This is a genomic window from Streptomyces sp. NPDC058045 (assembly GCF_042885635.1).
Taxonomy (GTDB): Bacteria; Actinomycetota; Actinomycetes; order Streptomycetales; family Streptomycetaceae; genus Streptomyces.
On the sequence record NZ_JBHVRR010000014.1, the window covers coordinates 1 to 19,316 of the forward strand.

Annotated in this window: 14 protein-coding genes; 6 read left to right on the forward strand and 8 right to left on the reverse strand. The window is 71.3% G+C overall.

Annotated elements, in window-relative coordinates:
- Positions 1 to 51: 51 nt before the first annotated feature.
- From ACFVST_RS11515 to ACFVST_RS11535, 5 genes are all read right to left on the reverse strand, one after another.
- The gene (locus ACFVST_RS11515; RefSeq protein ID WP_390149274.1) at positions 52 to 1,035 is read right to left on the reverse strand and encodes a PAC2 family protein; all 984 of its coding nucleotides are present in this window, start codon (positions 1,033 to 1,035) and stop codon (positions 52 to 54) included.
- A 122-nt stretch (positions 1,036 to 1,157) separates the two neighbouring features.
- Complete coding sequence (locus ACFVST_RS11520; RefSeq protein ID WP_390149275.1) at positions 1,158 to 2,762, reverse strand: FAD-dependent oxidoreductase; 1,605 nt, start codon at positions 2,760 to 2,762, stop codon at positions 1,158 to 1,160.
- A 77-nt stretch (positions 2,763 to 2,839) separates the two neighbouring features.
- On the reverse strand, positions 2,840 to 4,396 hold the full coding sequence (glpK, locus tag ACFVST_RS11525) for a glycerol kinase GlpK (RefSeq protein ID WP_390149277.1): 1,557 nt from the start codon (positions 4,394 to 4,396) through the stop codon (positions 2,840 to 2,842).
- An 85-nt stretch (positions 4,397 to 4,481) separates the two neighbouring features.
- Complete coding sequence (locus tag ACFVST_RS11530) at positions 4,482 to 5,273, reverse strand: MIP/aquaporin family protein (protein WP_390149279.1); 792 nt, start codon at positions 5,271 to 5,273, stop codon at positions 4,482 to 4,484.
- A gap of 445 nt (positions 5,274 to 5,718) precedes the next feature.
- Positions 5,719 to 6,483 carry an IclR family transcriptional regulator gene (locus tag ACFVST_RS11535; protein WP_390149280.1) on the reverse strand — a complete coding sequence of 255 codons (765 nt, stop codon included), beginning with the start codon at positions 6,481 to 6,483 and terminating at the stop codon, positions 5,719 to 5,721.
- Between the two features lie 288 nt (positions 6,484 to 6,771).
- Here ACFVST_RS11535 and metH point away from each other — a divergent pair, with 288 nt between their 5' ends.
- The 3 genes from metH to ACFVST_RS11550 all read left to right on the forward strand — a co-directional run bounded on the left by metH (position 6,772) and on the right by ACFVST_RS11550 (position 13,127).
- On the forward strand, positions 6,772 to 10,293 hold the full coding sequence (metH, locus tag ACFVST_RS11540; protein WP_390149282.1) for a methionine synthase: 3,522 nt from the start codon (positions 6,772 to 6,774) through the stop codon (positions 10,291 to 10,293).
- A gap of 155 nt (positions 10,294 to 10,448) precedes the next feature.
- Positions 10,449 to 11,156, forward strand: coding sequence for an HAD family hydrolase (locus ACFVST_RS11545; protein WP_390149283.1), 708 nt, complete (start codon positions 10,449 to 10,451; stop codon positions 11,154 to 11,156).
- A gap of 363 nt (positions 11,157 to 11,519) precedes the next feature.
- Positions 11,520 to 13,127: an ABC transporter substrate-binding protein gene (locus tag ACFVST_RS11550; protein ID WP_390149285.1), complete on the forward strand. Its 1,608-nt coding sequence runs from the start codon at positions 11,520 to 11,522 to the stop codon at positions 13,125 to 13,127.
- A 78-nt stretch (positions 13,128 to 13,205) separates the two neighbouring features.
- Here ACFVST_RS11550 and ACFVST_RS11555 read toward each other — a convergent pair whose 3' ends face one another.
- The gene (locus ACFVST_RS11555; protein ID WP_390149287.1) at positions 13,206 to 13,877 is read right to left on the reverse strand and encodes a response regulator; all 672 of its coding nucleotides are present in this window, start codon (positions 13,875 to 13,877) and stop codon (positions 13,206 to 13,208) included.
- A gap of 271 nt (positions 13,878 to 14,148) precedes the next feature.
- Positions 14,149 to 15,165: a RecB family exonuclease gene (locus ACFVST_RS11560; protein ID WP_390149289.1), complete on the reverse strand. Its 1,017-nt coding sequence runs from the start codon at positions 15,163 to 15,165 to the stop codon at positions 14,149 to 14,151.
- Positions 15,166 to 15,281: 116 nt separating this feature from the next.
- Between ACFVST_RS11560 and ACFVST_RS11565 the strand changes: the two genes are divergently transcribed.
- From ACFVST_RS11565 to ACFVST_RS11575, 3 genes are all read left to right on the forward strand, one after another.
- Positions 15,282 to 17,051: a site-2 protease family protein gene (locus tag ACFVST_RS11565; RefSeq protein ID WP_390149291.1), complete on the forward strand. Its 1,770-nt coding sequence runs from the start codon at positions 15,282 to 15,284 to the stop codon at positions 17,049 to 17,051.
- 70 nt (positions 17,052 to 17,121) lie between these two features.
- Positions 17,122 to 18,024, forward strand: a complete 903-nt coding sequence (locus ACFVST_RS11570; protein WP_390149293.1) for a tRNA (adenine-N1)-methyltransferase — start codon at positions 17,122 to 17,124, stop codon at positions 18,022 to 18,024.
- A gap of 208 nt (positions 18,025 to 18,232) precedes the next feature.
- On the forward strand, positions 18,233 to 18,805 hold the full coding sequence (locus ACFVST_RS11575) for a hypothetical protein (RefSeq protein WP_390149295.1): 573 nt from the start codon (positions 18,233 to 18,235) through the stop codon (positions 18,803 to 18,805).
- A 129-nt stretch (positions 18,806 to 18,934) separates the two neighbouring features.
- On the opposite strand, the gene ACFVST_RS11580 is transcribed toward ACFVST_RS11575, so the two are convergent.
- Positions 18,935 to 19,258, reverse strand: a complete 324-nt coding sequence (locus ACFVST_RS11580; RefSeq protein WP_390149297.1) for a ferredoxin — start codon at positions 19,256 to 19,258, stop codon at positions 18,935 to 18,937.
- Positions 19,259 to 19,316 lie beyond the last annotated feature (58 nt).

Here is a 19,316-nt window from a genome sequence, read left to right on the forward strand (position 1 = left end):
CCCCTTGTCCAAGGGGCGCGGGGAACTGTGCGACAGCGGGCCGTCCGACGGCTACTCCTCGTCCGACGGATCCTCCTCGTCCCCGTCCTCCCGCGGTTCCGCGGGCCGCTCAGGCCGCCGCGTCCGGCTGCTGGGCGTGTCCCGCAGATACGACGCGCCACCGTCCGTCGCGTGCCCGCCCGGCGAGGGACCCCCGCCGTCCCGCCGCCGCAGATACCGCTCGAACTCGCGGGCGATGGCCTCGCCGGACGCCTCCGGAAGCTCCGCGGTGTCCCGCGCCTCCTCCAGCGTCTGCACATACTCGGCGACCTCGCTGTCCTCCGCCGCGAGCTGGTCCACGCCCAACTGCCAGGCCCGCGCGTCCTCCGGCAGCTCACCCAGCGGGATCCGTACGTCGATCAGATCCTCAAGACGGTTCAGCAGGGCCAGGGTGGCCTTCGGGTTCGGTGGCTGGGACACATAGTGCGGGACGGCCGCCCACAGGCTGACCGCCGGGACGCCGGCATGGGTGCAGGCCTCCTGGAGGATGCCGACGATGCCGGTCGGGCCTTCGTACTTGGTCTCCTCCAGGTCCATGGTGCGGGCCAGATCCGGATCGGAGGTGACGCCGCTGACCGGGACCGGCCGGGTGTGCGGGGTGTCGCCGAGCAGCGCGCCAAGGACCACCACCAGCTCCACCCCCAACTCATGTGCGAAGCCCAGCAGTTCGTTGCAGAACGAGCGCCAGCGCATCGATGGTTCGATACCGCGCACCAGCACCAGGTCCCGCGGTTTGTCGCCGCCGACCCGGACCACGGAGAGCCGCGTCGTCGGCCAGGTGATCTTGCGCACTCCGCCGTCCAGCCACACCGTGGGCCGGTTGACCTGGAAGTCGTAGTAGTCCTCCGCGTCCAGCGCCGCGAACACCTCGCCCTTCCACTCGCTGTCGAGATGCGCGACCGCGGTGGAAGCGGCGTCACCGGCATCGTTCCAGCCTTCGAACGCGGCCACCATGACCGGGTCGACCAGCTCGGGAACCCCCTCGAGCTCGATCACCCAGCGCCTCCTTCCGACGAGCCCTCGCGTACGACCCAACCTTACGGCGTGTGCGCGATCAGTCCCGGGGGTTCGTCATCGCCCCGTGAATCCGGTGGTGCGGCAAGGCGGTTGGGGCGGGATCACTTCTCCAGCAGCCGCCGCACCCCGGCCCGCACCTCGTCGCCGGCCAGGCCGCGGATGGTGAGCGTGGTACGGCGGCGCAGCACGTCGTCCGCGGTCTCGGCCCACTCGTGGTCCCGCGCGTACACCACCTGCGCCCAGATCTCCGGGGCGTCGGGGTGGATCCGCTCGGCCAGCTCGGGGCGCTCGTTGGCGAGGCGGGCGATGTCGAAGGCCAGCGAACCGTAGTGCGTGGCCAGATGCCGCGCGGTCTCCGGCGACATCCGCGGGCCGGGCGCGGGGTGGTCCACCAGCAGCCGGTGCGCCACCGCGCGCGGGCTGGCCACCCCGGGCAGGGGCAGCCGCCGCGGCAACCGCCCGATCGGCTCGAAGTCCTCGCCCAGCGGGTGGCCGGGCAGCGTCTCCAGCTTCTGCATCACGGTCCGCCCGATGTGCCGGAACGTGGTCCACTTGCCGCCGGCCACCGACAGCATCCCGCCGCGGCCCTCGGTGACGACGGTCTCCCGCTTCGCCTTGGAGGTGTCGCCCGGCCCGCCCGGCAGCACCCGCAGCCCGGCGAACGAGTAGGTGATCAGGTCCCGGGAGAGCTGCTGGTCGCGGACGGAGAAGGCGGCCTCGTCGAGAATCTGCGCGATGTCCTGCTCGGTGACCGCGACCTCGCCCGGCTCGCCCTCGTACTCCTCGTCGGTGGTGCCGAGCAGCAGCATGTCCTCCCAGGGGAGGGCGAAGGTGATGCGGTACTTGTCGATGGGCGTGGCCAGCGCCGCCTTCCACGGCGCGGTCCGCTTCAGCACCAGATGGGCGCCCTTGGACAGCCGTATCGACGGGTCGGCGCCCCGGTCCTCCATCCGGCGCAGGTGGTCCACCCAGGGGCCGGTGGCGTTGAGCACCAGGCGGGCGTCCACCCCGAACTCGTCGCCGTCGAGGCGGTCCCGCAGTTCGGCGCCGGTGACCCGGCCGCGGGTGAAGCGCAGCCCGGTGACCTCGGCGTGGTTCAGCACCACGGCACCCGCGTTGACCGCGGCCCGTACCGTCATCAGTGCCATCCGCGCGTCGTTCATCTGGTTGTCGCCGTAGACCGCGACCGCCTTCAGACCGTCGGTGCGCAGCTCCGGCACATCCTGCTGGGCCCGCGCCGGACTGAGCAGATGCCCGATGCCGTCCCCGAACGCGGAGAGCGCCGAGTACGCGAGGACACCCGCGCCGAGCTTGGCCGCGCCGTGCGGGCCGCCCTTGTAGACGGGCAGGTAGAAGGTGAGCGGATTGGCCAGGTGCGGGGCGACCTGGCGGGAGACGGCGCGCCGCTCGAAGTGGTTCTCCGCGACCAGCTTCACCGCACCGGTCTGGAGGTACCGCAGCCCGCCGTGCAGCAGCTTCGAGGACGCCGAGGAGGTGGCGCCGGCGAAGTCCCCGGAGTCCACCAGGGCCACCCTGAGCCCGGACTGCGCGGCGTGCCAGGCGGTGGAGATGCCCAGGATGCCGCCGCCGACCACCAGGAGGTCGTAGGTGGCGCGCGCCAACCGCTCCCGGGTCTCGGCGCGGCCCGGGTTGGCGCCGGCTGCCGGATGCGTGCCCAGTGCGGGAACGCGCTCAAGGGTGGTCATGGTGTTACTCCTTGTCGACTTGTCCGACTCGATCCGCCGGTCCGGCCGGGGCCCGGTGCGGGCCCCGGCCCGCCCGGTCAGTCCTCGTCGAGCCAGCCCATGGTCCGCTGTACGGCCTTGAGCCAGAGCTTGTACTCGCGCTCCCGGGTCTCCGCGTCCATGCGGGGCGTCCACTCGGCGGCCCGGCGCCAGTTGGCGCGCAGCGCCTCGGTGTCCGGCCAGAAGCCGACGGCGAGGCCGGCGGCGTAGGCCGCGCCGAGGCAGGTCGTCTCCGCGACCATGGGCCGCACCACGGGCGCGTCCAGGACGTCGGAGAGGGTCTGCATCAGCAGGTTGTTGGAGGTCATGCCGCCGTCCACCTTGAGGGCGGTCAGCTCGACCCCGGAGTCCTTCGTCATGGCGTCGGCGATCTCCCGCGTCTGCCAGGCGGTGGCCTCCAGCACGGCCCGCGCGATGTGCGCCTTGGTGACGTACCGGGTCAGACCGGCGATCACCCCGCGCGCGTCGGAGTGCCAGTACGGGGCGAAGAGGCCGGAGAAGGCCGGTACGAAGTAGGCGCCGCCGTTGTCCTCGACGGAGGAGGCGAGGGTCTCGATCTCGGCGGCGGAGTTGATCAGGCCCATCTGGTCCCGCATCCACTGCACCAGCGCACCGGTGACCGCGATGGAGCCCTCCAGCGCGTAGACCGGCTTCTGCTCGCCGATCTGGTAGCCGACCGTGGTGATCAGGCCCGAGTAGGAGTTGATGGCCTTGTCACCGGTGTTGATCAGCATGAACGTGCCGGTGCCGTAGGTGGACTTGGCCTCGCCCTCCGCGTAGCAGGTCTGGCCGAAGAGGGCGGCCTGCTGGTCGCCGAGGGCGGAGGCGACGGGGATGCCGCCGAGGGTCTCGCCGAGGCGGCCGCCGGTGATCTCGCCGTACACCTCGGCCGAGGAGCGGATCTCCGGGAGCATCTGCATGGGCACGCCGATGGACGAGCAGATCTTCTCGTCCCAGGTCATGGTGTGCAGGTTCATCAGGAGGGTGCGGGAGGCGTTGGTGACGTCGGTGACGTGGTGGCCGCCGTTGACTCCGCCGGTGAGGTTCCAGATGACCCAGGAGTCCATGGTGCCGAAGAGGATGTCCCCGGCCTCGGCGCGCTCCTGGAGCCCCGGCACGTTGTCCAGGAGCCAGCGGGCCTTGGGCCCGGCGAAGTAGGAGGCGAGGGGCAGGCCGGTCTCGCGGCGGAAGCGGTCCTGGCCGACGTTGCGCCCGAGTTCCTTGCAGAGCGCGTCGGTGCGGGTGTCCTGCCAGACGATGGCGTTGTGCACCGGCTCGCCGGTGTTCTTGTCCCAGAGCAGCGTGGTCTCACGCTGGTTGGTGATGCCGATGGCCTTGATGTCGTCGCGGGTGATGCCGGCCTTCTCGATGGCGCCGACGACCACGGCCTGGACGTTGGTCCAGATCTCGTTGGCGTCGTGCTCCACCCAGCCGGGCTTCGGCAGGATCTGCTCGTGCTCGCGCTGGTCGACGGAGACGATGCGGCCGTCCCGGTCGAAGACGATGCACCGGCTGGAGGTGGTGCCCTGGTCGATGGCTGCGATGAACGGCCCGGTGCCGTGCGAGTGGGCTGCGGGGCTGGTTGCGTCGGTCACGGTGTGCTCCAGAGTCTGTTCGTTGGCGTCTGCGCGGAGGTGTACGGCGGGGTGCCGCGTACGGCGCTACCGGCCGGGTGCACGTTCAGGCGAACGTGAGGTTGTAGAACCCGGCCGCGAGGGCGCCGCCGATGAGCGGTCCCACCACGGGTATCCACGCATAGCTCCAGTCAGACCCACCCTTGTTCGGCAGTGGCAGCAGCGCATGTACGATGCGCGGCCCGAGGTCGCGCACCGGGTTGATGGCGTACCCCGTCGGACCGCCCAGGGAGAGGCCGATACCGACCACGACCAGCGAGGTGATCAGCGCACCGAGCGTGCCGAGGCCGTCGCCGTCGGCGTTGAGGCCCTGGGTGAGGATCGCGATGACCAGCACGAAGGTGGCGATGACCTCGGTCAGCACGTTCTGCCAGGTGTTCCGGATCTCGGGGCCGGTGGAGAAGACGCCGAGCACCGGTCCGGCCTTGGGCGCCGCCTTCTGGTCGACCATCCCCTCCTCGGCCGGCAGCTCGGCCAGGACCTCCGGGTCCTTGAGGTGCGCCTGGAACTGGCCGTAGTACGTGAGCCAGACGAGTACCGCGCCGATCATCGCGCCGAAGAGCTCCGAGACCAGGTAGAGCGGGACGTCGCTCCACTTGGTGCCGCCCTCGATGGCCAGGCCGATGGTGAGCGCCGGATTGAGGTGGGCGCCGGAGAGCCCGCCGGCCAGATAGGCGCCGGTGAGCACGGCGAAGCCCCACCCGAAGGTGATGGCCAGCCAGCCGGCGCCGTGCGCCTTGGAGCGCTTGAAGGTGACGGCGGCGCAGACACCGCCGCCCAGCAGGGTGAGAAGGGCGGTACCTACGGTCTCGCCGATGAAGATGTCGGAGCTGGACACCCGCGACTCCTTTGTCCTTCGTCCAGGGGAAGGCGAACCCCGGGTCCCTCCGGTGGTCCGCGCCCTCGGTGAGGGCGGTTCCCGGCCCATGGCGTTGTCGCAATGTAGCGTGTATTGCCGTTTGGTGTTCGACAATGCCGACCGATGGACGCGAGTCTTTCGTTCCCTCCGGTGGTGAGTCAAGGGTGGAAGCACCCAAAGTCCGATCGTTACCGATCCCCGAGCCGGTCAAAACGTGGCCCTGGTCAGTCGCGTCTTGACAACCCGCGCCGCCCGGTCTCCAGGGCCGCACCCCGGACACGGGGAACCGGCGCCTCCGGCGCGCGTGGGCGCAGAGCGCGGGACGGGGGCGCGGGACGGAGGTCGCGGGCGGGGTGCGGATGCCGGCGGCACTCGGGAACGCCGCGTACGGGCGCCGCGCGGGGAGGCGCCGGGCGGGCGTGCGTCAGAAGCGCTGGGCGCCCAGGTCCCGGGAGACGGAGCGGGCGCAGTCCCGTACCGCGGCGATCAGTTCCGGGCGCAGCTCGCCGTCCCGGCAGACCCGCTCCACGGCGCCGGTGACGCCGACCGCGCCGACCGGCATCCGGCGCCGGTCGTGGATGGGGGCGGCGATCGAGGCCACGCCCTCCCAGGTCTCCTCCACATCGGCCGCGTAGCCGCGCGCCCTGGTCAGATCGAGCACCTGCTCCAGATCGCCCAGGCCCGCCACGGTGCGTGCGGTGAACGTCTTCCGCTCCGCCTCCACGACCTCGCTGTGCGCCACCGGGTCGTAGGCGCAGAGCACCTTGCCGAGGGCGGTGCTGTGCAGCGGCTGCATCGCGCCGACCTCCAGCACCTGCCGGCTGTCGTCCGGCCGGAAGACGTGGTGCACGACCAGGACGCCCTGCTGGTGGAGCACGCCCAGATAGGCGCTCTCGCCGCTGGAGCGGGCCAGGTCGTCGGTCCAGACGAGGGCGCGGGCCCGCAACTCGTGCACATCGAGGTAGCTGTTGCCCAGGCGCAGCAGTTCGGCGCCCAACTGGTAGCGCCCGGAGGCCGGGTCCTGCTCGACGAAGCCCTCGTCGTGCAGGGTGCGCAGGATGCCGTGCGCGGTGCCTTTGGCCAGGCCCAGCGAGGAGGCGATGTCCGACAGGCCGAGCCGTCGCTCGCCGCCCGCCAGCAGCCGCAGCATCGCGGCTGCCCGTTCGAGCGACTGGATGTTCCGTGCCATCGCCGCTCCCACCTCCGTCCCCCGGCCGTCCCGGCCTCCAGGCCGACCGTTCACACCTGAATTCCGGCCGCGTTCGACAATGCTGAACACTATCGGTCGTTGCCGACCTCGTACCAAACCCATGCCGCCGGAGCGTCGCTCTCCGGCCACCGACGGGAAGGTACGCCAAGCCCGTCCGACCGGTGGACGCCCCCACCGCGGAAACAGCCCGCCCGGCTACCCTGGCCGGGTGCGGATCCCCCAGGACTCCGCAAAGCCGACAGCCGTCGCATCCCAGGGAGCACTCTCATGGCCTCGCTGCCGACCCCGTCCACCGCGCCCGCCGACAGCCCCGGCAGGACCGCCGCCCTCCGTGCGGCGCTCGCCGGCCGGGTGGTGGTGGCCGACGGTGCGATGGGCACCATGCTCCAGGCGCAGGACCCCACCCTGGACGACTTCCAGCAGCTCGAAGGCTGCAACGAGATCCTCAACATCACCCGCCCCGACATCGTCCGCTCCGTCCACGGCGAGTACCTCGCGGTGGGCGTCGACTGCATCGAGACGAACACCTTCGGCGCGAACCACACCGCGCTGGGCGAGTACGAGGTCTCCGACCGCATCTTCGAACTCTCCGAGGCCGGAGCCCGGATCGCCCGCGAGGCCACCGACGAGTACACCGCCGGGGACGGCAGGCTGCGCTGGGTCCTCGGCTCCATCGGCCCCGGCACCAAGCTCCCCACCCTCGGCCATATCGACTACGGCACCCTGCGCGACGGTTTCCAGGCCAACGCGGAGGGACTGATCGCCGGCGGTGCGGACGCGCTGCTGGTGGAGACCACCCAGGACCTGCTCCAGACCAAGGCCGCCCTGCTCGGTGCCCGCCGCGCCATCGAGGCGGCCGGCAGCGGCCAGCCTCTGCTGTGCTCGCTGGCCTTCGAAACCACCGGCACCATGCTGCTCGGCTCCGAGATCGGCGCCGCCCTGGCCGCCCTGGAGCCGCTCGGCGTCGACCTGATCGGCCTGAACTGCTCCACCGGACCGGCCGAGATGAGCGAGCACCTCCGCTTCCTCGCCCGGCACTCCCGCATCCCGCTGCTCTGTATGCCCAACGCCGGACTGCCCGTACTGACCAAGGACGGCGCCCACTTCCCGCTGGACCCGCAGGGCCTGGCCGACGCCCAGCAGAACTTCGTACGGGACTACGGGCTGTCCCTGGTCGGCGGGTGCTGCGGTACGACGCCCGAGCATCTGCGCCAGTTGGTGGAGCGGGTGCGGGGTGTCACGCCGCCGGAGCGCTCCCCGCAGCCCGAACCCGGCGCCTCCTCGCTCTACCAGGCCGTGCCGTTCCGGCAGGACACCTCCTATCTGGCCATCGGCGAGCGGACCAACGCCAACGGCTCGAAGAAGTTCCGCACCGCCATGCTGGAGGGCCGCTGGGAGGACTGCGTCGAGATCGCCCGGGAGCAGATCCGGGAGGGCGCCCATCTGCTCGACCTGTGTGTGGACTACGTGGGCCGGGACGGCGTCGCCGATATGCGGGAGCTGGCCGGGCGCTTCGCCACCGCGTCCACCCTGCCGATCGTGCTGGACTCCACCGAGGTCGGTGTACTGCGCGCCGGGCTGGAGAAGCTGGGCGGCCGGGCCGTCATCAACTCGGTCAACTACGAGGACGGGGACGGGCCCGAGTCGCGCTTCGCGCAGGTGACCGCGCTGGCCGTGGAGCACGGGGCGGCGCTGATCGCCCTCACCATCGACGAGGAGGGCCAGGCGCGCACCGCCGAGCACAAGGTGGCGATCGCCGAGCGCCTCATCGCCGACCTGACCGGCAACTGGGGCGTGCTGGAGTCGGACATCCTGATCGACTGCCTGACCTTCACCATCTGCACCGGCCAGGAGGAGTCCCGCAAGGACGGGGTGGCCACCATCGAGGCGATCCGCGAGCTGAAGAAGCGGCACCCCGAGGTGCAGACCACCCTCGGCCTGTCCAACATCTCCTTCGGGCTGAACCCCGCGGCGCGCATCGTCCTCAACTCGGTCTTCCTGGACGAGTGCGTCAAGGCCGGTCTGGACTCGGCCATCGTGCACGCCTCCAAGATCCTCCCGATCGCCCGCTTCGACGAGGAGCAGGTCACCGTCGCACGCGACCTGGTCTACGACCGGCGGCGCGAGGGCTACGACCCCCTTCAGAAGCTGATGGAGCTCTTCGAGGGCGCCACCGCGAAGTCCCTGAAGGCGGGCAAGGCCGAGGAGTTGGCCGCGCTGCCGCTGGACGAACGGCTGAAGCGGCGCATCATCGACGGCGAGAAGAACGGCCTGGAGGACGATCTGGCCGAGGCGCTCCAGACCCGCAAGGCCCTCGACATCGTCAACGACACCCTGCTCGACGGCATGAAGGTGGTCGGCGAACTCTTCGGATCCGGCCAGATGCAACTGCCGTTCGTGCTCCAGTCCGCCGAGGTGATGAAGAGCGCGGTGGCCTATCTGGAGCCGTACATGGAGAAGGCCGAGGGCGAGGAGGGCAAGGGCACCATCGTGCTGGCCACCGTCCGCGGTGATGTTCACGACATCGGCAAGAATCTGGTCGACATCATCCTGTCCAACAACGGCTACAACGTGGTCAATCTGGGCATCAAGCAGCCGGTTTCAGCCATTCTCGACGCGGCCGAGGAGCACCGGGCCGATGTCATCGGCATGTCCGGGCTGCTGGTCAAGTCCACCGTGATCATGAAGGAGAACCTGGAGGAGCTGAACCAGCGCGGCCTCTCCGCCGACTTCCCGGTGATCCTCGGCGGAGCCGCCCTCACCCGCGCCTATGTCGAGCAGGACCTGCACGAGCTGTACCAGGGCGAAGTCCGGTACGCCCGGGACGCGTTCGAGGGGCTGCGGCTGATGGACGCGCTGGTCGCCGTCAAGCGCGGAGTGCCCGGCGCCACCCTGCCCGAGCTGCGGCAGCGGCGGGTGCGGGCGGCCACCCCCGAGGTCGAGGACCGCCCCGAGGAGGGCACCGTCCGCTCCGACGTCGCCACCGACAACCCGGTCCCCGAGCCCCCGTTCCGCGGCACCCGGGTCAGCAAGGGCATCCCGCTCAAGGAGTACGCGTCCTGGCTGGACGAGGGCGCCCTCTTCAAGGGCCAGTGGGGGCTGAAGCAGTCCCGCACCGGCGACGGGCCCACCTACGAGGAGCTGGTCGAGACCGAGGGGCGGCCCCGGCTGCGCGGCTGGCTGGACCGGCTCCAGACGGACAACCTGCTCGAAGCGGCCGTGGTGCACGGCTACTTCCCCTGCGTCTCCAAGGGCGACGACCTGATCGTCCTGGACGACGAGGGCAATGAGCGGACCCGCTTCACCTTCCCCCGCCAGCGCCGCGGCCGCCGCCTCTGCCTGGCCGACTTCTTCCGCCCCGAGGAGTCCGGCGAGATCGATGTGGTGGGCTTCCAGGTGGTGACCGTCGGCTCCCGGATCGGGGAGGCCACCGCCGAGTTGTTCGCCGCCGACTCCTACCGCGACTACCTCGAACTGCACGGCCTGTCCGTGCAGTTGGCCGAGGCGCTGGCCGAGTACTGGCACGCCCGGGTGCGCGCCGAGCTGGGCTTCGGCGGGGAGGACCCACAGGCCATGGAGGACATGTTCGCCCTGAAGTACCGGGGCGCCCGCTTCTCACTGGGCTACGGGGCCTGCCCCGAGCTGGAGGACCGGGCCAAGATCGCCGAGCTGCTGCGACCGGAGCGGATCGGCGTGCACCTCTCGGAGGAGTTCCAGCTCCACCCCGAGCAGTCCACCGACGCCATCGTCATCCACCACCCCGAGGCCAAGTACTTCAACGCCCGCTGACCGCGGGCGTCGACGTACCGGCCGACCGCCCCCGGGCCGCTCCGCGGGCGGGCCGATGCGGTGGGACGTACACTGGTCGGTCCAGTGCAGGCCGGCTGCCTTCCTGCCACCAGGGAGGCAGCCGGCCTTCTCGTCCCTTCACGGAGGTGCGCCGGATGACCAGTACGGTCCCCGCTGTCGGAACCCGAACGGCCGACGGGTCCACCCTTCAGGCCGTGCTGCTCGACATGGACGGCACCCTCGTGGACACCGAGGGCTTCTGGTGGGAGGCCGAGGTCGAGGTGTTCGCCCGGCTCGGCCACGCCCTGGACGAGGCCTGGCGGGAGGTGGTCGTGGGCGGGCCGATGAGCCGCAGCGCCGGCTTCCTGCTGGAGTCGACGGGCGCCAACGTCACCGTCGAGGAGCTGACCGTACTGCTCAACGAGGGCTTCGAGCGCCGTATCGGCCGGGCGCTGCCGCTGATGCCGGGGGCCGCCCGGCTGCTGGGCGAGCTGGCCGAGCACCGGGTGCCCACCGCGCTGGTCTCCGCCTCGCACCGGCGGATCATCGACCGGGTACTGATCTCGCTCGGCCCGCAGCACTTCACCATGACCGTGGCCGGCGACGAGGTGGAGCGCACCAAGCCGCACCCCGACCCGTACCTTCTGGCCGCCGAGGGGCTCGGGGTGGACCCGGCGCGGTGTGCGGTGGTGGAGGACACCGCGACCGGGGTCGCGGCGGGGGAGGCGGCGGGCTGCCGGGTGGTGGCGGTGCCGTCCGTGGCGCCGATCCCGGCGACGCCGCACCGCACCGTGGTCTCCTCGCTGGAGGACGTCGACCTGCCCTTTCTGCACGGTCTGATGACGCGTCGGCCGCGGCGCTGAGCGGGTGTGCTGACCCGTTCGGTGTGGCTGAAAACCGATGCCTCGCCCGAAGTTTCAACTGTGAGATTGCTCACAGGAGTTGGAGGCGGTGCGGCTGGACGCACCGCACATGTGAAGAGGGTGTGCCGCGACCTTGTGTCCCGATTGCGGCACCGGTGCGCGAAAGCTTCCCGCGCTGGGTCACCGGAACGCTCATGCCTGGTCGCACTCCGTGACCAAGCGCAGGCCCCGGCCGCCTGAAGCCCCAACATGCGTGCGCACTAACCTCGTTGCCAGAAACCGCACCCCTACCCGCGCCCGCGCTCCCTCGGCAGAACCGGCCGACCGGTACCGGGATCGAACGAGCTCTGGAGAACGTCGAGCATGAACCGCAAGACCTTGGTGTTGCCAGCCGTGATCGGCCTGCTCGCCCCCGTGCTCGCCGCCTGCGGCGCCACGGGCACCGGCAACCAGGGCGACGGCGCGATAGTAGTCGGAACCACCGACCCGTTCTCCGTCTCGAAGGAGGAGCCGGCCCCCTTCGACCCCGCCTACGCCTACGACGCCGGCTCCTGGAACCTGCTGCGGCAGACCGTGCAGACACTGGTCGCGCTGCCCCGCGGCGGCGGCGAGCCGATACCCGAGGCCGCCCGGAAGTGCGGCTTCACCGACACCGGCAACGAGCGCTACGCCTGCACCCTCCGCGACGGCCTCCGCTTCGCCAACGGCAAGGAGATCACCGCGGCCGAGGTGAAGTACTCCATCGAGCGGGTGCTGCGCATCAACGCCGACAGCGGCACGGCGGGGCTGCTCTCCAGCATCGACACCGTGGAGACCGACGGCAGTTCCCGGGTCGTCTTCCACCTCAAGACGCCCGACGCGACCTTCCCGTACAAGCTGGCCACCCCCGTCGCCGGCATCGTCTCGCCCGACGACTACCCGAAGAACAAGCTCCGCACCGGCTTCCACCTCGACGGCTCCGGGCCCTACACCGTCGACCTGAAGTCCGACGGCGAGGTCCTGACCAAGGCCGTCTTCAGCAAGAACTCCAACTACAAGGGCGAGTTGGGGCCGAAGGCCGACCATGTCGAGGTGCGGTCCTTCCCGGACGACGCGGCCGGCATGGGCAAGGCGCTCGCCAAGGGCGACATCGACGTGATGGGACGCACCCTCTCGCCCGAACTGGTACGGAAGTACTCGGACTCCCCGGGCAAGGACATCAACCTCATCGAGTCGCACGGGCTGGAGATCCGCTACCTCGGTTTCAACACCAGCGCCCCCGGCGTGCGCAACAAGGCCGTCCGCCAGGCCATGGCCCAGGTGGTGGACCGCGGCGCCCTGGTCGACAAGGTCTACGGCGAGATGGCCGAGCCGCTCTACTCGCTGGTGCCGGCCACCGTCATCGGGCACGCCAACGCCTTCTTCAACACCTACGGCAACCCCAGCACCCCCAAAGCCCGCGGCATCCTCCAGAAGGCCGGCATCACCACCCCGGTCAAGCTGACCCTGAACTACACCACCGACCACTACGGTCCGGCCACCAAGAAGGAGTTCGAGGAGCTGAAGCGGCAGCTCAACGCCAGCGGCCTGTTCAAGGTGGACATCAAGGGCGCCGCCTGGAGCAAGTACCGCGCCGCCGAACTCAAGGGCCGCTACGAGGTGTACGGCATGGGCTGGTTCCCCGACTTCCCCGACCCGGACAACTTCGTCGCCCCCTTCCTCGACAAGGGCAACTTCCTCAACTCGCCCTACACCAACAACGACATCCGCCACAAGCTGATCCCCCAGTCGCGGCGCGAGGCCGACCGGGCCACCGCCACCAAGAGCCTCACCAGGATCCAGGACCTCGTCGCCCAGGACGTGCCCGTACTGCCGCTCTGGCAGGGCAAGCAGTACGTCGCCGCCCGCAACGAGATCCAGGGCGCCGAATGGGCCCTGGACTCCTCCTCCAACCTCCAGCTCTGGGAACTGCGCCGAGGCGTCAGCGGCTGACCCGGGCCACCGCGGCCGGACACCGGACGGCGGGGCGCCCCACCAGGGAGCGCCCCGCCGTCCGCCGTACCACCGCGCCTACTGCGCCCCCGGCCGCACCAGCCCGCTCTCATACGCGTACACCGCGGCCTGCACCCGGTCCCGCAGGCCCAACTTCGTGAGCACATGGCCCACATGGGTCTTCACCGTCGTCTCGCTGACGAACAGGTCCGCCGCGATCTCCGCGTTCGACAGGCCGCGCGCCACCAGCTTGAGCACCTCCACCTCACGCTCGGTCAGCGCGCCCAGCGTGTCCGGCACCGGCTCCTCGCCCGAGGGCAGATGCCCCGCGTACTTGTCCAGCAGCCGGCGGGTGATGCTCGGGGCCAGCATCGCCTCACCGGCGGCCACCACCCGGATCGCCTGCACCAGCTCGTCCGCCGGCGCGTCCTTGAGCAGGAAGCCGCTGGCACCGGCGCGCAGCGCCTCCACCACGTACTCGTCCAGATCGAAGGTCGTCAGCACCAGCACCTTCGCCGGGCCGTCCCGGCCGGGGCCGGTGATCTGCCGGGTGGCCTCCACACCGTCCATCCGCGGCATCCGGATGTCCATCAGCACCACATCGGGCTGGAGCGCACGCACCTGGTCGAGGGCCTGGAGGCCGTCCCCGGCCTCGCCCACGACCGCGATGTCCTGCTCGGCCTCCAGGATCATCCGGAAGCCGGTGCGCAGCAGGGGCTGGTCGTCGACCAGTAGGACGCGGATGGCCACGTGACTCTCCTTCGGCTAGGCCGTGTCGTTTGGATCTCCGTGGAGCAAGGAGCGGGGTCTGGTGCGTGCTCTCGGCGTGCCGGTTGGAAGTCCTCGTAGCGGAGCTACTTGGACGCCAAGCGGCAGGTGCTCGCCGAGTACGAGCAGGTTGGAAGTCCTCGTAGCGGAGCTACTTGGGCTTTCGGCCGGTGCGGCGAGTGGGGCACCTCCCAGCGGTAGCTGGGGGAGCGTGCCAGTTCCTGCGACGCCGCGGAGATCCAAACGATACGGCCTAGTGCGCGCCCATTCTGCCCTGCGGACCCGGCTCCCCCCGAGGCGGCCCGACGGGGAGAACGGCGGGAGCCACCGGCAGCGGATAGGGCGGGGGAGTACCGCCGAACTCCGGGCACACCGCGCGGTGATCGCACCAGCCGCAGAGCTTGGTGCGGCGCGGCCGCCAGTCCCCGGACTCGGTCGCCGAGCGGATCGCCTCCCACAGCGCGGCCAGCTTCCGCTCCACCGCCTCCAGATCCGCCGGCACCGGGTCGTACGTCACCACATCGCCGCTGCCGAGATACACCAACTGCAGCCGCCGCGGCACCACTTGCCTCAGCCGCCACACCACCAGCGCGTAGAACTTCATCTGGAACAGCGCACCCTGCGCGTACTCGGGGCGCGGGGCCTTGCCCGTCTTGTAGTCGACGATGCGGACCTCGCCGGTGGGCGCCACATCCACCCGGTCGATGATGCCGCGCAGCCGCAGCCCCGAGGACAGCTCCGTCTCCACGAACAACTCCCGCTCGGCGGGCTCCAGTCGGGTCGGATCCTCCAGCGAGAACCAGCGCTCCACCAGCGCCTCCGCCTCCGCCAGCCACCGCGCCAACCGCTCGGCGGGCTCCTCGCCCTCCCCCTGCCCGGCCTCCGCCGCGGCGAACAGCTCCTCCAGCTCGGGCCGGGCCGCCCGCAGCCTGTCCCACTGCCCCGGCAGCATCGCCTTGGCCAGCGGAGCCGTACGCTCCGCCGCCGGTACGTCGAAGAGGCGCTCCAGCACCGCATGGACGAGCGTGCCCCGGGTGGCCGCCTCGCTCGGCTTCTCCGGCAGCCGGTCGATCACCCGGAAGCGGTAGAGCAGGGGGCACTGCATGAAATCACTCGCCCGCGACGGGGACAGCGAGGCGGGCGGCGCGGGCGGACGGCCCCCGCCCGGCCCCCTGCCCGCCGCCTCACCCGCAGGCCGCGCCCCGGACTCCCGCCGCTGCTCGCCGGCCCCGCCGTCCGTGCCGGTCACCCCACCCGTACTCGTCTCCATGACCCCAGACCCTACGGCGCCGCACTGACACCCGGCCGCATACCATCGACGGCAGACCCGCTCGCCCTGCATGATCAGGAGCGAGGACTGCTTCGACCGAGGGGACCGAGGGCAACGTGGACGAGAGCGGCGGCAGCGGGCAGCCGCGGTCCGGTGACGGCAGCGCGGGCGACCCCCGCGGCTCGGCACCGCGCCCGCACGCCGAGGACCACCCCGCCACCGGCGCCCACCCGGCCCCGGACGAGCCCGGAACGGATCCGGTTGCCCCGGAATCTGATGGTCCGGAGGCGGGCGACCCCGGGGAGCGGACGGCGGAGCCGGTCGGACCGGCGGAGGGGAAGCGGCCCGAGCCGGATGAGTCCGTGTCGGACGCACCCGAGCCGGACGCCCCCGATTCCGGCCAGCCCGACCCGGACGGATCCGAGCGGCGCCAACCCGGGGCGGGCAAGCCTCAGTTGAACGAACGTGAGCAGGGGGAACGGGAAGAACCGGCGAGTCCGGCGGGGGCGGCGGAGAGGCCGGAGGACGCGGCCGCCGACCCCGCACCCGACGCCCCTGACCCCGACCCCGCCGGGTCGACGCCCGACCCTGACGACCCCGACCCCGACCCCGCCGACCGCCCCTCCCACCCCCGGCAGAAACAGCCCCCCGCCGGGCGGACGCCCGCGCACACACCCGGGGGCGGTCCGCAGCCCGACGGCGGAAAGGGCGGGGGCAAGCAGGACGGCAAGTCCGCGCCCGGTGGCGGCATCCTGATGGGCCGCCCGTTCGGGGTGCCCGTCTACGTGGCCCCGAGCTGGTTCCTCGTCGCCGCCCTCATCACCTGGGTGTTCGGCGGGCAGTTGGAGCGTGTGCTGCCGCATCTGGGCGCCGCCCGCTATCTCGTCGCCCTCTTCTTCGCGGTCGCCTTCTACGCCTCTGTCCTCGTCCACGAACTGGCGCACACCGTCGTCGCGCTGCGCTACAAGCTGCCGGTGCGGCGGATCCAGTTGCAGTTCTTCGGCGGGGTCTCCGAGATCGAGAAGGAGTCCGAGAGCCCGGGCCGCGAGTTCCTGCTCGCCTTCGTCGGACCGCTGCTCTCCCTCGTCCTCGCCGCCGTCTTCTACGGCTCCATGCGCGCGGTGGAACGCGGTTCCGTACCGGGTGTCCTGCTCGCCGGCCTGATGATCTCCAACCTGCTGGTCGCCGCGTTCAACCTGCTCCCCGGTCTGCCCCTGGACGGCGGCCGGATGCTCCGCGCCGTCGTCTGGAAGATCACCGGCCGGCCGATGGCGGGCACCGTGGCCGCCGCCTGGGTGGGCCGCGCGCTCGCCGTCTCCGTACTGATCGGCCTGCCGCTGGCCACCTCCTCCGACACCTTCGGCGGCAACCAGGGCGGCACCAGCGGCTTCGACACCGTCACCAACGCCCTGCTCGCCGCCATCCTCGCCGCCATCATCTGGACCGGCGCCGGCAACAGCCTCCGGATGGCCCGGCTCCGCGAACACCTCCCCGAGCTGCGCGCCCGCACCCTGACCCGCCGCGCCGTCCCCGTCACCGCCGACACCCCGCTCTCCGAGGCCCTGCGCCGCGCCAACGCCTCCGGTGCCCGCGCCCTGGTCGTCGTCGACCCGGACGGCGAGCCCCGCGCCCTGGTCCGGGAGGCGGGCATCGTCGGCGTCCCGGAGCACCGCAGGCCGTGGGTCGCGGTCGGCTCCCTCGCCCAGGACCTCACCGAGGGCATGAGGGTCTCCGCCGAGTTGGCCGGCGAGGAACTGCTCGACTTCCTGCGCACCACCCCCGCCTCCGAGTACCTGGTGGTGGAGGAGTCCGGGGAGATCTACGGGGTGCTCTCGGCGGCGGATGTCGAGCGTGCCTTCGTCAAGGCGATGGCCCGGCCCAGCTGAGCCGCGGCGCCGGGCCGGGGCCTGCCTCCCGCGGTCCGGCGCACCCGCGGGGGACCGGTAGGCTGGGCACATGTCCGAACCGACCGGTGCCGCCCGCAGGCGCGGGCCCTTCAAGGTCGGGGACCAGGTCCAGCTCACCGACCCCAAGGGTCGCCACTACACGTTCACGCTTGAGGCCGGGAAAAGCTTCCACACCCACAAGGGCTCCTTCCCTCACGACGAACTGATCGGCTCCCCCGAGGGCAGCGTTGTCCGCACCACCGGAAACGTCGCCTACCTCGCGCTGCGCCCCCTGCTCCCCGACTACGTCCTGTCCATGCCCCGCGGCGCCGCCGTGGTCTACCCCAAGGACGCGGGGCAGGTGCTGGCCTTCGCCGACATCTTCCCCGGCGCCCGGGTCGTCGAGGCCGGGGTGGGCTCCGGTTCGCTGAGCAGCTTCCTGCTCCGCGCCGTCGGCGACCAGGGGATGCTGCACTCCTACGAGCGGCGGCAGGACTTCGCCGACATCGCCCGGCAGAACGTGGAGCGCTACTTCGGCGCCCCGCACCCGGCCTGGCAGTTGACCGTCGGCGACCTCCAGGACAACCTCTCCGACACCGAGGTCGACCGGGTCATCCTCGACATGCTCGCCCCCTGGGAGTGCCTGGACGCCGTCTCCAAGGCACTGGTCCCCGGCGGGATCCTGTGCAGCTATGTCGCCACCACCACCCAGCTCGCCCGGACCGTCGAGTCCATCCGGGAGCTCGGCTGCTTCAACGAGCCGACCGCCTGGGAGTCGATGATCCGCAACTGGCACATCGAGGGCCTCGCCGTCCGCCCCGACCACCGCATGATCGGGCACACCGGCTTCCTGCTCACCGCCCGCCGCCTCGCCGACGGAGTGGAGCCCCCGATGCGCCGCCGCCGCCCCTCCAAGGGCGCCTACGGCGAGGACTACGCGGGCCCCAACGCCGAAGGCGGCACGCCTCGTTGACGGCGCCCCACAACAGGACGTAGTCGCTCAAAGCAGACAACTCCCCGCTGGCGCCGCCGAGTTCCCCCAACATCCCGGGAACTCGGCGGCGTCAGCCGTACGTTGACGTCTCGGCAGCTCATCACGCCCCGGCGTTCCCACGCCCTGTGAGGTGTGACACCATACTGGCCACCCCCCGCCGGTACGCCCCTCGCAGGAGACGGTTCCAGTGCAGCAACCCGTCGTCCCCGAACTCGCCCACACCACCCCCCGGCCCATCCACTGGGTGGCCACCGCCGCCGCACTCGCCGCGGTCCTCGCCGCCTCCTCGTTCCTGCAGCCCGACTCGGCCACCGCGCAGGCCCACGACGTGCACGCCAGAACGGCGCCCACCACCGCCGCGGCCCCCGACGCCGAGGCCGCCACCTACCCCATCGAATGCGGCGGCGCCAAGACCCTGGTCCAGCACAGCGCCACCGGCGACCTGGACGGCGACCACCGCCCCGAGACCGTCGCCGTCGTCCGCTGCGACGCGGGCTCCGGCACCCCGCCCGACGGCGTCTACGTACTGACCGCCCCGGCCGGCGGCAAGCCCCGCACGGTGGCCACCCTGATAGATCCCAAGGACCGCTTCACCGTCACCGAACTCGCCATACGCCAGGGCTCCGTCAACGCGACCCTGCTCGGATACTCCTCACCGGACGTTCCGTCCTGCTGCCCGGACCAGAAGCAGGACACCAACTGGCGCTGGCAGAACGGTGCCTTCCAGCGCTCCGAGGGGAACCAGGCGCGCGGCGTCTGACGCCCCGGACGGCGACGGCCGACTCGAACCGTGCTCACTCAGCGCGACAAAACAGCTACTTCCAGCCATCGTTGAGGCGTCGCACCCGTACTCGTTCGCCCCGGGCGTAACTCCCGTTCCGGTGAACGGTCACTCCGCGTCAGGCCCGTAGACCTCCACGCGGTCGGCCACCCGCCGCACATGGATGCAGTCGCCCGGACACTCCACGGCGGAGTCGCGTACCTCGGTGAGAAGCGGCAGCGGAACCGGCGCCGTCGCACCCGGTTCCTGGAGCAACTCGTCGGCGGAGCTCTTCACATAGGCCAGACCGTCGATGTCCAGCTCGAACACCTCGGGCGCGTACTGCGCGCAGATCCCGTCGCCGGTGCAGAGATCCTGGTCGATCCACACCTCAAGAGCGGCCTCACCGCCGGTGCCCGGTACGTCTTCTCCGGTCTCCTGCTGAACGCTCATGTCTCCTGCCGGGTACGGCGCCGGGTGTGCCCGCCGCCGCAGCAAGTCGGGCCAACCC